The 14,676-nt window shown below is 73.6% G+C and carries 11 protein-coding genes, 1 tRNA gene and 2 pseudogenes; 5 read left to right on the plus strand and 9 right to left on the minus strand.

Features of this window, described 5'->3' with window-relative positions:
- Nucleotides 1-3: 3 nt before the first annotated feature.
- From DQ239_RS13945 to DQ239_RS13955, 3 genes are all read left to right on the plus strand, one after another.
- Nucleotides 4-750 carry a methyltransferase domain-containing protein gene (locus tag DQ239_RS13945; protein WP_113835006.1) on the plus strand — a complete coding sequence of 249 codons (747 nt, stop codon included), beginning with the start codon at nt 4-6 and terminating at the stop codon, nt 748-750.
- 31 nt (nt 751-781) lie between these two features.
- Nucleotides 782-1,810 carry a 3-oxoacyl-[acyl-carrier-protein] synthase III C-terminal domain-containing protein gene (locus DQ239_RS13950; protein WP_113835007.1) on the plus strand — a complete coding sequence of 343 codons (1,029 nt, stop codon included), beginning with the start codon at nt 782-784 and terminating at the stop codon, nt 1,808-1,810.
- A gap of 69 nt (nt 1,811-1,879) precedes the next feature.
- Nucleotides 1,880-2,536, plus strand: a complete 657-nt coding sequence (locus DQ239_RS13955; protein WP_113835008.1) for a response regulator transcription factor — start codon at nt 1,880-1,882, stop codon at nt 2,534-2,536.
- Between the two features lie 3 nt (nt 2,537-2,539).
- Here DQ239_RS13955 and DQ239_RS13960 read toward each other — a convergent pair whose 3' ends face one another.
- The 5 genes from DQ239_RS13960 to DQ239_RS13980 all read right to left on the minus strand — a co-directional run bounded on the left by DQ239_RS13960 (nt 2,540) and on the right by DQ239_RS13980 (nt 6,574).
- Nucleotides 2,540-4,171, minus strand: a complete 1,632-nt coding sequence (locus DQ239_RS13960) for a GAF domain-containing sensor histidine kinase (RefSeq protein ID WP_199583008.1) — start codon at nt 4,169-4,171, stop codon at nt 2,540-2,542.
- An 81-nt stretch (nt 4,172-4,252) separates the two neighbouring features.
- A complete protein-coding gene (locus DQ239_RS13965) occupies nt 4,253-4,723 on the minus strand; it encodes a universal stress protein (RefSeq protein ID WP_113835009.1) in 471 nt (156 codons plus the stop codon).
- 143 nt (nt 4,724-4,866) lie between these two features.
- Nucleotides 4,867-4,940, minus strand: a tRNA-Gly gene (locus tag DQ239_RS13970).
- Nucleotides 4,941-5,049: 109 nt separating this feature from the next.
- On the minus strand, nt 5,050-6,003 hold the full coding sequence (locus tag DQ239_RS13975) for a methyl-accepting chemotaxis protein (protein WP_113835010.1): 954 nt from the start codon (nt 6,001-6,003) through the stop codon (nt 5,050-5,052).
- Nucleotide 6,004: 1 nt separating this feature from the next.
- Nucleotides 6,005-6,574: a PAS domain-containing protein gene (locus tag DQ239_RS13980; protein ID WP_199583009.1), complete on the minus strand. Its 570-nt coding sequence runs from the start codon at nt 6,572-6,574 to the stop codon at nt 6,005-6,007.
- Between the two features lie 752 nt (nt 6,575-7,326).
- On the opposite strand from DQ239_RS13980, the pseudogene DQ239_RS21350 reads away from it, so the two are divergent.
- A pseudogene (locus DQ239_RS21350) lies at nt 7,327-8,001 on the plus strand (hypothetical protein); the annotation flags it as partial.
- 252 nt (nt 8,002-8,253) lie between these two features.
- Nucleotides 8,254-8,538: pseudogene (gene dcd / locus DQ239_RS21355) on the plus strand (dCTP deaminase); the annotation flags it as partial.
- Here dcd and DQ239_RS13995 read toward each other — a convergent pair.
- From DQ239_RS13995 to DQ239_RS14010, 4 genes are all read right to left on the minus strand, one after another.
- The gene (locus tag DQ239_RS13995) at nt 8,507-9,850 is read right to left on the minus strand and encodes an MFS transporter (RefSeq protein ID WP_113835011.1); all 1,344 of its coding nucleotides are present in this window, start codon (nt 9,848-9,850) and stop codon (nt 8,507-8,509) included. The pseudogene dcd and the gene DQ239_RS13995 sit on opposite strands and share 32 nt — an antisense overlap.
- Nucleotides 9,851-9,894: 44 nt before the next feature.
- Nucleotides 9,895-10,857 (minus strand): DUF389 domain-containing protein, encoded by a 963-nt coding sequence (locus DQ239_RS14000; protein WP_113835012.1) that lies wholly within the window; start codon nt 10,855-10,857, stop codon nt 9,895-9,897.
- 73 nt (nt 10,858-10,930) lie between these two features.
- A complete protein-coding gene (locus tag DQ239_RS14005; RefSeq protein ID WP_113835013.1) occupies nt 10,931-13,228 on the minus strand; it encodes a (Fe-S)-binding protein in 2,298 nt (765 codons plus the stop codon).
- Nucleotides 13,229-13,555: 327 nt separating this feature from the next.
- A complete protein-coding gene (locus DQ239_RS14010; RefSeq protein ID WP_113835014.1) occupies nt 13,556-14,557 on the minus strand; it encodes a type IV toxin-antitoxin system AbiEi family antitoxin domain-containing protein in 1,002 nt (333 codons plus the stop codon).
- Nucleotides 14,558-14,676: the final 119 nt, after the last annotated feature.

Genomic DNA, 14,676 nt, shown 5'->3' on the forward strand with positions numbered 1-14,676 from the left:
CCCGTGCCGTCGACGCCCCTCGCCCTCAACGACCCGGCCCAGTACGACCAGCTGGCCGACCAGTGGTGGGAGGCGTCCGGCGGGTTCGCGGCCCTGCACTGGCTCGCGGCCTCGCGGGCCGAGCACCTCCCGCCCGCCGCCCCGGGGGAGGTGCTGGTCGACCTCGCCTGCGGGGGTGGGCTGATGGCGCCGCACGCGGCTCGTCTCGGGTACCGGCACGTCGGCGTCGACGTCGGCGAGGCGGGGCTGCGCGTGGCCCGGGCCCACGGGGTGCGCCCGGTGGTCGGCTCGGTGCTGGCGGTCCCGCTGGCCGACGGCTGCGCCGACGTCGTCGTGGCGGGGGAGATCCTCGAGCACGTCGAGGACGACGTCGCCGTCCTCGCCGAGTGCGCGCGGCTGCTGCGCCCCGGCGGCACGCTGGTCGTCGACGCGCTGGCCGCCACCCGCATCGGCCGGCTGCTCATGGTCACGATCGCGGAGCGGCTGCCCGGCGGGCCGCCCCGGGGCATCCACGACCCCGCGCTGTTCGTCGACCGCGCCCGCCTGCTCGCCGCCGCCGACGGGCTCGGCCTGGACCTGAGGCTAGTGGGGCTGCGGCCCTCGATGCGGGACGCCGTCCGCTGGGTCGTGGGCCGGCGCGCGGAGGTGCGGATGAAGCCGATCCGGTCCACGGCCGTGGTCTTCGCCGGCTACGGGCGGAAGCGGGAAGGCGACAACCGCCCGAGCACGCACGTACCGTCGGAGCCATGACTTCGAGCGTGCGCGTCGCGGAGCGGCGCCCGTGACCGCGGCGGTCGTCACCGGGGCCGGTTCGGCCCTGCCGGCCGCGCTGGACCAGCAGGCGGCCTGGGAGGGCTTCTTCGCCGCCCACTACGCCGACGTCCGCGCTGCCGAGCGGATCTTCCTCGGCGCCGGCGTCAGCCGCCGCCACGCGGTGGCCAACCCCGTCGACGAGGACCTCAGCGCATGGGGCACCGGCGCCCGCATGGCGCGCTACGTCCAGGAGGCCATGCCGCTCGGCAAGCAGGCCGTCGCCGGGGCGCTGGACGCCGCCGGGCTCGCGCCGGGGGACGTCGGCCTCTTCGCCGTCGCCACCTGCACCGGGTACGCCACCCCGGGCCTGGACATCCGGCTGGCCAGCGACCTGGGCATGCCGGCCGGCCTGCAGCGGCTGCTGATCGGCCACATGGGCTGCTACGCCGCGATCCCCGGCCTGGCCGCGGTGGGCGACTTCGTGGCGGCACGCTCCCGTCCCGCGGTGCTGCTGTGCTGCGAGCTGACCAGCCTGCACGTGCAGCCGGCGCAGCGGGACCTCGAGCAGGTGGTCGCCCACGCCCTGTTCTCCGACGCGGCGGCCGCCGTCGTCGTCGAGCCCGGCGCGGGCCGTGGCCGCCGGCTGGCCGGCGTCGTCGCCCGCACCGACGCCTCCACCGCGGACCTCATGACGTGGGACGTCACCGACCTCGGCTTCCGCATGGGCCTGTCCCCGCGGGTGCCCGGGGTGCTGTCCAAGCACGTGGGCGACGTGGTGGACGAGCTGCTGGCCGGCGCCGGCCTGCGGGTGGAGGACGTCGCGGGCTGGGCGGTGCACCCCGGTGGACCGCGGATCATCGACGTCGTCCGGGACGAGCTGGGCCTGGCCGAGGAGCAGGTGGCGGCCTCCCGCCGGGTGCTGTCCGAGCACGGCAACTGCTCCTCGGCCACCGTGCTGCTGGTCCTGCAGGAGATGGCCGACGTCGACGGGCCGGTGGTCGCCATGGCGTTCGGTCCCGGCCTCACCCTGTACGCGGCCCTGCTGCTCCCCGTCTGAGCCCGCTCCGCTCCTCTCGCAGGAGCCGAGCGGTGACCCTGGCGGCCTGCGGGGGCTACCGTGTGTGCCGTGGATCACGTCGGGCCGGCGGTGCGGGTGTTCCTCGTGGACGACCACGAGGTGGTCCGCCGGGGCGTGGCCGAGGTGCTCGAGGACGATCCGGGGCTGATGGTGGCCGGCGAGGCGGGCTCCGTGGCCGAGGCACTGGCCCGGGTGCCCGCGGTCCGGCCCGACGTCGTCGTCCTCGACATGCGGTTGCCCGACGGGAGCGGCGCGGACCTCTGCCGGTCCCTGCGCCGGCGGCTCCCCGGCCTGCCGTGCCTGGTGCTGACCAGCTACTCCGAACCCGAGGCGCGCGAGGCGGCGATCCGGGCCGGGGCGACCGGCTTCCTGCTCAAGCAGGTGCGCGGCCCGGCCCTGGTGTCCGCCGTCCACACCGTGGCCTCCGGTGGCACGTTGCTGGAGGAGCTCCCCGGCCCGCCGCCCCGCCCCCGTCCGGCCGCACCCGCCGGCGGGGACCGGCTGGAGCTGCTCACCGACCAGGAGCGCATCGTGCTGCGGCTCATCGGCGAGGGGCTGACCAACCGGCAGATCGGCGACCGCATGGGGCTGGCCGAGAAGACGGTGAAGAACTACACGAGCCACCTGCTGGCCAAGCTGGGGCTCGAGCGGCGGACGCAGGCGGCGATCCTGGCCACCCAGCTCCGCGAGACGGCCGGCGGCTGACGCTCAGCGCGCCAGCGGCACCCACCACTCGACCTGGGTGCCCGACGGCCCGCCCGTGGCGCCGAGCCGCCCGCCCCGGCGTTCGGCGCGGTCGGCCAGGTTCGCCAGCCCGCTCCGCACGGTGATCGAGGGCAGCCCGCAGCCGTCGTCGGTCACCTGCACGCGCACCCGGTCACTGACGGTCACGGTGACGGTGACCCGCTCGGCACGGGCGTGCCGGACCACGTTGGTCATCAGCTCGCGCACCGTGGCGACGACGTCGGGCACGAGCGCGGCCGGGAGCTCCTCCACCTCGCCGTGCACCCGCAGGTCCGGACGCAGGCCGTGCCCGTCCACCACGGAGCGGACCACCTCGACCAGCCGGTGGCGCACGCCCTCGGGCGAGGCGTCCTGGTGCTGCAGCTCGAAGATCGACGTCCGGATGCGGGAGATCGTGCCGTCGAGCTCGTCCACCCGCTCGGCCAGGCGCCGGGCCAGGTCCGGCGTCTCGGCCTCCACGGACCGGCCGATCCGGTCCAGCGCCAGCGCGGTGGCGAAGATCCGCTGGACGACGTGGTCGTGCAGGTCGCGGGCGATGCGATCGCGGTCGGCCTGCACCTGCAGCCGGCGCTCGCGCTCCTGGCTGCGCACCAGCTCCAGCGCCACCGTCGCCTGGGCGGCGAAGGCCCCGGCCAGGTCGAGGAGCTCGGGCTCGAAGGGCTCCAGGTCGCGCCGCCGCATCACCACCAGCGTGCCGAGGGCGGGAGGCCCGCCCAGCGGGATCAGCACGGCCGGGCCGTACGCATGGGAGAACAGCGCGGCGAGCTCGGGGGCCCCGGCGGCCAGCCGCTCGAACTCGACGTCGGTCACGAGTCGCGGGGTTCCGGACTGCTGCACCTCGCGCAGCACCTCGTCGTCCACGCGCACGTGCACGCCCTCGGCGTCGGGGCCGTTGGGGCCGACGGCCGCCATGACGCGCAGCGCACCGTCGCTCCCCGGGACCGGGGTCAGGACCCCGCCGGCCTGCGCCCCGGAGAGGGCGGCGACCCGGGCCGCGGCACTGCGCAGCACCTCGCCGGGGTCGGCGCCGCTCAGGAGCGCGGTGGAGACGTCCAGCCCCGCCTGCGCCCAGGCCCGCCGCTCGGCCCGCTCCAGCAGCCGGGCGTTCTCGATGGCCAGCCCCGCCACGGCGGCCAGCGCCTGGGTCACCTCGACGTCGGCGTCGGTGAACGGCCGACCGCCCTGCTTCTCGGTCAGGTAGAGGTTGCCGAAGACGGCGTCACCGACGCGGACGGGCACGCCCAGGAAGGACCGCATCGGCGGGTGGCCCTCCGGGAAGCCCCGGAAGGCGGGGTGGTCGGCGAGGTCGGCCAGGCGGAGGGCGACCGGCTCGGCCACCAGCAACCCGAGCAGGCCCTGCCCCGTGGGCGGGGTGCCGATGCCGCGGCGATCGTCCTCCTCCATCCCCTCGATGACGAAGCGGTCCAGCCGGCGGCCGTCGGGGCTCAGGACGCCCAGCGCGCCGAAGCTCGCCTCGACGTGCAGGACGGCCGCGTGCAGCACCTCGCGCAGGGTGGCCTCGAGGTGGCTGCCGGAGGCGGCGGCCAGGACGGCCGCAGCCAGCTCCGGTGCGCTGCGGGGGGTGGCACCCGTCATCGGCCCACCACCCCGTCGGGCGGGGTCACGGCCCGACGGTAGGTGGACCCGCCGACGGCGGGAAGGGGTTGCCGCGCCAGGTCATGCCCCCCGCGCGACGGCACGGCGCAGCGGTTGTCGCGCGACCACGGGGCGGAGCAGCCGCTTGCCCCCGGCGCCCACCATCACCAGGTCCGAACCATGCATCGCCGCGTCCAGCGCGTCGAAGACCGAGCGCTCGAGGACGGCGGTGCGGGCCCGCCCGCAGAAGCCGGTCTCGGCGATGGCGCGCAGGACCAGCGCCTCGAGGTGGTCCCGGATCACCTCCTGCGTACGCCGGGACACCCGGGTCACGCTCGACAGGGGATCGCCGTCGGCGCCGTCGAGGATGCTGACGGCGACCACCGTGGCCTCGCGCCGGGCGGCCTCGCGGAAGGCCCAGACGAGCGCGTGGTGCGACTCGGCGGACCCGTCCACCTCCACGAGCACCCACGGGGTGCGGCGTCGGGACATCGGTGCCACCTCGGGGCGTCCGTCGTCGGCCTGGGATGCGTAGAAAGCGGGCCGGCTCATGCAGCCGATCGTCACCCGGTGGACAGCTCTTCCCCAGGGCCCAAGGGCCCACGGCCGCCCGTTCCCGCGCGTGGCGTGATGTGACGTGTGCCATCCGTAGCGGCGGCTGCGCTCTCCGCGGGAGGCCGCGCGAGGGCGCCTGGTGGAGCGGGTGACGAGAATCGAACTCGCACTGTCAGCTTGGGAAGCTGATGTTCTACCATTGAACTACACCCGCGTACCGCTCTGACCAGCACTTTCGTGCTGGCGCCCCGTCGTGGTGACGGTCGAGCGGTCGCGCTGAGAGTACACGGCGGCCAGCCCGATCGCGCCGGTGGCTCGTCGCGTCAGCGGCGCATCTCGGCGAGGAATCCGATCGCCTCCGAGCGGAGCCGCTCGGCCATCTGCGACAGCCCGGTCACGTCGGAGCCGTCCACGCCCAGGGACGCCGATCCGTCGACCGCCGCGGCGATCCCGTCGACCAGCCGGTTCATGTCGCCGACCGTCGTCCCCACCTCGGCCATGACCGCGGCGACGTCCTCGGACACCTGACGGATCTGCTCCACCTGCGCGGTGACGCGCTCGGTCGCCCGGCCGGTCTGGTCGGCGAGGTCCTTGACCTCGGAGGCGACGACGGCGAAGCCCTTGCCCGCTTCCCCCGCGCGAGCCGCCTCGATGGTGGCGTTGAGCGCCAGGAGCCGCGTCTGGGCGGCGACCGAGTCGATCAGCGCGATGATGTCCTTGATCTCGGCCGACGAACGGGTCAGCGAGGAGATCGTCTCCCGGGCGGTGCCGACCTCGGAGCTCGCGGCCGATGCCGCCTGGGTCAACCCGGACGCCGACGCGCTCACCTCCGTCGCCGCCGTCGCCACCTGCTCGGACATGGCCAGCACGACCGACTCGAACTCGTCGGCCAGCCGCAGCCGCGAGGTCTGCGCCTCGGTGACGCGGCCGGCGGTCTCCTGCATCGCGCTGCGTGCCACATTGATGTCGGTGGCGCCCCTCCGGAACGCTCCGCGCAGCCCGGTGAGGAGCAGCCGCCGGTGGAAGCGGCCCTCGGCCGCGGTGGTCAGCGCGGCCGAGGACTCGCGCACGAAGGCGTCGGAGACGTCCAGCACCCGGTTGACGCCGTCGTTCAGCGCGGCCAGCTCCGGAATGCCGGCGGCCGGGGCGTTGCTGCGGGCCTCGAGATCGCCGGCGGCGGCGGCCTCACAGGTACGGGTCAGCTGCTGCACGAAGGCTCGGTAGACCGCCAGCTCCTCGGCGTCCGTGCGGGCGGCGACGCGGCTGCGCAGGCCCATCTCAGCTCTCCTCGTCGTTGATGATCGACCAGACGAAGTCGTCGTAGGTCTGCTGCCGGTCGACCAGCGTCTCGGTGAGCACGCGCGTGGATGCCTCCACCGCGGCTCTGGCCGTCGGCTGCCGGCGCTCCTCGGCCACCAGCGCCCGGTAGAGCGGCTGCACGCGCGCGACGGCGGAGGGAGCCGGCCGCCGGCGGTTGGAGTGGTAGCCCACGACCGCGCCGTTCGCGCCGTAGGACGGCGTCACGTGTGCCAGCACCCAGTAGTGCGCTCCGTCGGCGGCCAGGTTGTCGATGTAAGCGAACACCTCCTGGCGGGCGGCCAGGGTGTCCCACAGCAGCTTGAAGACGGCGCGGGGCATCTCGGGGTGGCGGATGAGGTTGTGCGGCTGCCCGAGCACCTCGTCGGCGTCGTAGCCGCTCACCCGCAGGAAGACGTCGTTGGCGTAGCTGATCACCCCCCGCGGATCGGTCTTGGAGACGATCAGCTCGTCGGGGGCGAAGGTCCGCTCCACACCGGTCGGCCGCGGGGCGGGACGGGAGCCGCGGGGTGCCGGCCGGATGTCGAGCACGCAGTTCCTCCTCGGGACGACGACGGATCCGCGGGAGTCATCGGCAGCCGACGGGATCCCCGGCACCGGACGACGACGTGGTGCGGGCGACACCGTCACAGCGCACTCACACGACGTGTCATGTCGCCCGTCACGTCCGGCGCCCCGGCCGCGGGTGACGGAGTAGTGGCCCCTCCGTACGCCCGCGTCCCGGCCCGTCCGGAAGCAGCCGGCACCCCGAAGGGCGCCGGCAGGCGTCATCGGGCTCGCAACGGCGCGTGTGCCCGCGGGCTCGAGGAGGTTCACCCGGGGGAGGGGGAGGGCGGTTCCCTAGACTCCGCGCCATGCTGCTGAGCGACCGCGACATCACGGCCGCGATCGCCGAGGGACGCCTCGGCATCGAGCCCTACGACCCCGGCCTGGTGCAGCCCTCGAGCATCGACGTCCGGCTCGACCGGTTCTTCCGCGTCTTCAACAACTCGCGGTACACCCACATCGATCCGGCCGAGCAGCAGGACGACCTCACCACGCCGGTGGAGCCCGACGGTGACGACCCGTTCGTGCTGCACCCCGGCGAGTTCGTGCTCGGCTCGACGCTCGAGGTCGTCAGCCTCCCCGACGACCTGGCGGCCCGGCTGGAGGGGAAAGCCCTCGCTCTCGAGACGCAGGTGCCCACACCGGCCGGCTGGACGACGATGGGCGAGCTCGCGGTCGGAGATCAAGTCTTCGACGAGCACGGCGCTCCGTGTCGGGTGCTGGCCGCGACCGAGGTGATGCTGGGACGGCCCTGCCGCGAGGTGGAGTTGAGTGACGGCTCGGTGTTCATCGCCGATGCGGCGCACCTGTGGGTCACGACCAGCAAGCAGGAACGACGGCCCGGCCGCCCGCGGACCTCGTCCGTCAAGACCACCGACGACATCGCCCGCACGCTCCGCTACGGCACCGAGAACAGCCATCAGATCGCGCTCGCCGGGGCCGCCCAGTACCCGACAGCCGACCTACCAGTAGATCCCTACGTGCTCGGCTACTGGTTGGGGGACGGCACCAGCACCAAGGGTGAGATCACCGTCGGTGCGGGAGACGTCGAGGTGCTGACCTCTTTCGAGGCGGCCGGGTACACCGTCTGGCCGTCGTCCTCGCCGCTCGCCTACCGACTGGGCGGCGCAGCTCGCCATCCCGATCACGAGCACCGCCGCGGCGAGGGCGGGCGATTCGGCGGGAACGGCTCGTTGAGCAGCCATCTGCGTGCGCTCCGGGTCCTGGGGAACAAGCACGTCCCGCATCGCTATCTGATCGGCGACATCGACCAACGGCTTGCTTTGCTCCAGGGGCTCATGGACTCCGACGGCTACGTGGATGAGGTCGGCCGCTGCGAGTTCGTGAACATGCGCGAGGACATCGCCTGGGCCGTGCACGAGCTCGCCGCGAGCCTTGGTCTGCGGCCCACCACCCGCAAGAGGCCGGCGATGCTGGGCGGTATCGACCACGGCCCGGCGTTCCAGGTCACGTTCACGCCTCGGCGGGTGCCGGTCTTCCGTCTCGCCCGCAAGCTCGCCCGCTTGGAGACCGACGAGCGCGGTCACGAGTTCCGGTCGATCCGCGCGGTGCGCGAGGTGCCGACCGTCCCGGTGCGCTGCATCCAGGTGTCCGCACCGAGCGGGATGTTCCTCATCGGGAGCTCCTATGTGCCGACCCATAACTCCTCGCTGGGCCGGCTGGGCCTGCTCACGCACTCGACCGCGGGTTTCGTCGACCCCGGCTTCTCCGGGCACATCACGCTGGAGCTCTCCAACGTGGCCAACCTGCCGATCACGCTCTGGCCGGGCATGAAGATCGGCCAGCTGTGCATGTTCCGGCTCACCAGCCCGGCCGAGCACCCGTACGGTTCGGCGGTCTACGGCTCCCGGTACCAGGACCAGCGCGGCCCCACGCCGTCCCGGTCCTTCCGCAACTTCACCCGCGCGGAGACCCGTCGCCCGGCCTGACCTGCGCGGTCACCGGGGCCTCGGCGCCGGCGCTCTCCACCAGCTCGGCGTCCTCCGGTGGGCGGCCGGCCGTCGACCAGCCCGGGACGGACCGGTCCACCTCGTCGTCGACGAACCGCGGCCGGGTGACCAGCCGGCCGAGGAGCCACAGCCCCGCGACACCGGACAGCACCAGCACGAACATCCCGTCGTAGCCGCCGGTGGCACCGCGCAGCACGCCCACCAGCAGCGGCCCGGCTCCGGCGATCAGGTAGCCCCACCCCTGGGCGACCGTGGACAGCGCCGCCGTCGTCTCCGGGGTGCGGGCCCGCAGCCCGAACAGCGTGAGCACCATCGCAAAGGTGCCGAGCCCGAGGCCGAGCAGCACCATCCACAGCCACGGGGCCGCCAGGGGTGCCGCCCAGAGGCCGACCCAGCCCGCGACGTAGCAGGCCATGAAGAACGACAGCAGCGGCCACTGCGCCCGCGGCCGCACCGTCACCGCCGGCACGATCGCGTTGACCGGGATGGCCACGATCGAGTTGATCCCGAGCAGCAGCCCGGCGGTGGCCGCGCTGAGCCCGGTGTCGCGCAGGTACTGCGCCGACCAGCCGACGATCACGTAGGCCTGCATCGCCTGCAGGCCGAAGAACACCGTCAGCGCGACGGCCAGCCGGCTGTGCACCAGGTCCCGCATCCGGACGGAGACGTGCGAGGCCCGCGACACCCCCGGCGCGGCCCGGACGAACAGCCAGGCGAGGGCGGCGACCAGCGCCAGCAGCGACCACACGCCCAGCCCCCAGCGCCAGCCGTCCTCGGTGCCCACGGCGTCGGCGATGGGCTGCGTGCTCACCGACACAACGGCGGCCCCGGCGCTCAGGGCCGTGCCGTACGCGCCGACCATCAGGCCGGTGCGGTCGGGGAAGTAGCGCTTGACGAGGCCGGGCAGCAGCACGTTGCCCAGCGCCCCGCCGGACATGGCCAGCACGGTGCCGAGCAGAAACAGCCAGAAGGAGCCCGCCAGCGAGCGCAGCACGAGTCCGACGGCCATGGCGGCCAGCGCCCCGCCGAGCACGTGCGCGTCGCGGAACCGCGCCGACAGCGGCGGCCCGGCGAACCCGATCGCGGCGAAGCAGAGCACCGGGAGCGAGGTGATCAGCCCTGCCACCCCGCTGGAGACGCCCAGCGCCGTCTCGATCTCCTCCAGCACCGGGCCGACGCTGTTGACCGCGGTGCGGAGGTTGAGGCCGGTGAGCACGATTGCGGTGCCGATGAGGGCGAGCCCTCCGGGGGCGGGTGCGGTCACGGTGCTGGAGGGGGCGGCGCGGCTCACTCCGGACATGGTCCTCCGTGCCGCGAGCCGCACCGAGCGGGGGCTCAGGGGGCCGGCTGGACGCGCCGCAGGTCGGGCACCACCCGCGGCATCCGGCGCCAGACGGCCTTCTGCAGCGCGAGGGTGGCCAGCGCGGCGGCGAGGATTCCGACGACGTTGATGCCCAGCTGCGTGGCGGCCCGGGAGAACTCAGCCCCGCCGCCGAGGGCGATCGCGACCGCCATGTCGGCCGCCGCCGGCACGGTGGTCACCGAGATGAAGACGCCGACCAGCGCGCCGCTCCGGGCCGCGGTCAGCGACAGCACCCCGGCGATCCCGGCCAGCACGGCGACGACGACCGACCAGCGGTCGGGCTGGGTGATGAAGCCGGTCTCCGCACGCTCGGCGGTGAGCACCTCCCGGCCGAACCAGCCCAGGGTCCGTCCGGCGAGCACCGCCAGCGCGGTGACGCCGATGGCGAGGGCAAACCCGGCGGTCAGGGACACCGCCGCCCGGCGGGCGATCGAGGGCCGCCCGTGGACGACGGCGACCGCGAGCGCCGCGAGCGGGGCGAACTCCGGCCCGAGCACCATCGCGCCGATGACCAGGATCGCGGAGTCGTTGATGATCGCCGTCGCGGCCAGCAGCGTGGCGATCGTCAGGAAGGCCAGGTAGGAGGCCGAGAGCGAGGACTCCGCGTCGGTGGTGCGCACCACCTGCTCCCAGACGACGGCGTCGGCGCCGTCCCCCGGGGCGCGCTCCTCGGCCCGGCGGGCGGCGGTGGACACCGCGGCGTCGACCGACACCATGACGATGCCGCCGTCCTCGTCGACGCCGAGCTGCTGGAGCGCGTGGATCAGCCCGTCGGCCGACTCCCGGGCCACCTCCGCGATCACCAGGTCCCCCGCCGGCGCCACCGACGCACCGGGGAGCACCGACAGGTGGGCGGTGCCGGGGTCGCCGGTGAACAGGTCCTCGACCTGCGCCGTCCGGTCGGCGGGAACGGTCACGCGCAGCTGCAGGAGCACGCGGACACGATGCACGAACGACGACGGCGCGTGCTCCCCGGGCGGGGAACACGCGCCGTCACTGCTCGGTGCGTTACTTCGGGTCGTGCTCCGTCGCGGCGGAGTCCAGCCCGACGACGTCGTCACTCGTGGTGCCGACGTCGGGACCGGAGGCCGCGCCCTGCACGCCCGCCGCCACCGGCTGCATCGAGCGCAGCAGGATCTGGCTGACGTCGAGGACCTCGACGTGCTCGCCGGCCTCGCCGTTCTGCTTCTTCGACGTGAGGGCGTCCGACAGCATCGTGATGCAGAACGGGCACGCGGTGGAGATGACGTCGGGATCGAGCTCGAGCGCCTCCTCGGTGCGCTCGATGTTGATCCGCTTGCCGATCTTCTCCTCCATCCACATGCGGGCACCGCCGGCGCCGCAGCAGAAGCCGCGGTCCTTGCAGCGGTGCATCTCCTGCGTGGTGAGGCCCTGGACGGAGTCGAGGATCTCGCGCGGAGGCGTGTAGACCTTGTTGTGCCGGCCCAGGAAGCACGGGTCGTGGTAGGTCACCTTGCGGTCGATCGGGGTGACCGGGGTGAGCCGGCCCTCCTCGACCAGCTGGCCGAGCAGCTGCGTGTGGTGGATGACCTCGTACTCGCCACCGACCTGCGGGTACTCCTTGCCCAGCGAGTTGAAGCAGTGCGGGCAGGTGGCCACGATCTTGCGGGTGCCGGGGACGCGGCCCTCGAAGACGCCGTTGAGGGTCTCGACGTTCTCCATGGCCAGCTGCTGGAACACGAACTCGTTGCCGAGGCGGCGGGCCGGGTCGCCGGAGCAGGTCTCCCCGTTGCCGAGGACGGCGAACTCGACGCCCGCGGTGTGCAGCAGCTCCGCGACGGCCTTGGTGACCTTCTTGGCGCGGTCGTCGACGGCGCCGGCGCAGCCGACCCAGAACAGGTACTCGACCTCGTGCGGCAGCGGGCCGTCGGCGACGCGGACCTCGAAGTCGAGCTCCTTGATCCAGTCCTCGCGGACGTTGCCGCCCATGCCCCACGGGTTCCCGCGCTTCTCGAGGTTGTTCAGCATGACGCCGGCCTCGGACGGGAAGTTCGACTCGATGAGCACCTGGTAGCGGCGCATGTCGTCGATGTGGTCGATGTGCTCGATGTCCACCGGGCACTGCTCGACGCAGGCGCCGCAGTTGGTGCAGCTCCACAGGACGTCGGGGTCGATGACCCCGCCCTCCTCGAGGGTGCCGACCAGCGGGCGGTGCGCCTGGGCGTCGTTGGTGCCCTCGATGCGGGCGTAGCCGCTGGCCCAGACCTGCTCGTCGCTGGGCTCGAGGACGTCGTAGTCCGGAGCCGTCTCCGACGCGGTCTTCTCACCGAGGAGGTAGGGGGCCTTCGCGTAGAGGTGGTCGCGGAGGTCCATGATCACCATCTTCGGGCTGAGCGGCTTGCCTGTGTTCCACGCCGGGCACTGGCTCTGGCACCGACCGCACTCCGTGCAGGTGGTGAAGTCGAGCATGCCCTTCCACGTGAAGTCCTCGATCTTCCCGCGGCCGAAGATGTCGTCCTCGCCCGGGTCCTCGAAGTCGATCGGCTTGCCGCCCGAGGTCATGGGCTGCAGCGGGCCGAGCGCGGGGGCGCCGTCGGCGTTGCGCTTCGCGTAGATGTTGAGGAACGCGCTGAAGCGGTGCCAGGCGACACCCATGTTCAGGATCCGGCTGATGACGACCAGCCAGGTGAGGCTCACGACGATCTTGACGAACGCGACGACGCTGAGCAGGTCGGGGCTGTCCGGGAGGATCTGGCCGAGCGCGCCGGAGATCGGGTGCGACCAGCCGGGGGCGTCGGTCAGGTCGGAGGAGACCTTGAGCGCGCGGATCAGCAGGATGCAGAGACCGACGGTGAAGACGACGAACTCGACGAAGTAGCCGCGGCCCTCGTTGCTGCCGGCGAAGCGGCTCTTGCGGCCCTGCCGGCGCGGGTGGTCCTTCTGGCGCCGGTAGATCAGGTAGATGATCCCGAGGATCGTGCCGGTGCCGATGATGTCGGCGAACAGGTTCCACAGGAACCACTCGCCGATGATCGGCAGGTGGAACTCGGGGTTCCACACCTCGCCGAAGGCCTCGACCAGCGTGAGGAACAGGCCGTAGAAGCCCAGGAACACGAACCAGTGGGCGATCCCGATCGAGGACCACTTGAGCATCCGGGTGTGCCCCAGCGACTCGATGGCCGTGGTCTTCAGACGGGTGGCGACCGGCCCCCAGCGGGTGCCGTCGGGCTGGCCGGTGCGGATGATCCGCACCATGGCCCGGACGGCCCGGTAGGCCATCACGGACGCGACGATCAGGAACAGGACGCTGATCGTCCCGAGGACGATCTGCAGCGGGCCCGTCATCTTTTCCTCCCCCGCACGCCTGGCGGCGTCGGTTGACTCCCGTGCGCCGATGCGCGACGGCGAAGCTGTGGTCGGTGCATGCGCCGTCGTCAGCGCCGGTCGGGGGACCGGCGCGCGGAACGCATGCGGGCACGGCGTGCCCGCACGGGTCGCACGATAGCTGGCGTGCCCGCAGGCTACTCGCGCGTAGCCCGGGCCGGTGATCACGATCCGGCCGTCACCCCTCCGGCCCCCGCGCCGAGCCTCGACCGGCGACCTCGGCCGCGCGGTGTGGCAGTCGACCGCGCGGTCGACGGCGCACCTCGCTGCGATACGGCGAGGTCGAGGTCAGCCGGCGCGGACGATACCCCGCGCCCGGGCCGTCGTGGTGAAGCGACGGCGGGCGGGGCCGGGGACGGCGAGCATCGAGCGCAGCCGGTCCTCCACCGGATCCCACCCGGTGTCCAGATCCGCGTCGACGATGCGCAGCACGCGGATGCCTTCCGCGCGCATCGTGTCCTCGCGGCGCTTCTCCTCCCAGAGCACCTGCTCCGGAGAGCGGCCACGCCACGGATCGGTGTACTTGATCCGCCCGTCGAACTCCACGACGACCGCGGCCTCCTCGAACCACGCGTCGGCCACACCGAGCAGCCGGCCGGCGAGGTGGATCTCGACCTGCAGCTCGGGGAGGGGGAAGCCGGCGCCCAGCATGCGCAGCCGGCCGCGGGTCTCCAGCGGTGATTCGGCCCGCCCGTCGGCGAGGCCCGCGGCCCGCGCGCTCCGGGGCGCCCCGGGCCAGGTCCGGGCGGCGGCGACCGCGGCGTCGAGCGCCTGGCGGGACACCGCACCGCGGAGCAGCGCGGCGTCCATGGCGACGACGGCGTCCTCGAGCGGCCACTGTCGCGCGCAGTCGACGAGCGTGCGCGCCGGCGTCGTGATCCGCAGCGGACCACGCACCTCCACCTCACCGGCCGAGAGAGGCGCCCGGTTGACGGTGAACCCCTTGCCGCGCCGCCACAGCTCCGGGTCGGTCAGTCGGACGGTGTCCGGCAGCAGCAGGCGTCGCGCGGGCAGGCCCAGGAGGCGGAAGGCGGACGAATGGCTCACGGCGAGGTCGGGCCTGCCGAGTTCGAGGACCACGGCGGTGCAGTCGACCGTGTGCGACCGGCCTGCGGCGCGTGCCGCCGCGAGCTCGTCGGTCAGGGCGTAGATCCCGCGTCGCATGCGCGTCCACGTGCCGGACGAGCACAGGTGGCGGATCTCGCCGTGCTCGTAGCCGGCACGGCGCGCGTCGGGCGCGGTGAACAGGCCGAACTGGCGCTCGGCCCGGGCGCGGAGGAGGGGGTGCACGGCCGAAGTGTGGCGCCGTGGGCGGAGATGTCGGGGCCTCCCTGTGGACAGCCGCAGGTGCTCGACCGCGCGGGAGCGACTCGGGCGCGGCATGTGGCAGCCGACCTCGACGTCGACCG

This window comes from Blastococcus sp. TF02-09 (genome assembly GCF_003319105.1).
In the GTDB taxonomy this organism is placed as follows: Bacteria; Actinomycetota; Actinomycetes; order Mycobacteriales; family Geodermatophilaceae; genus Blastococcus.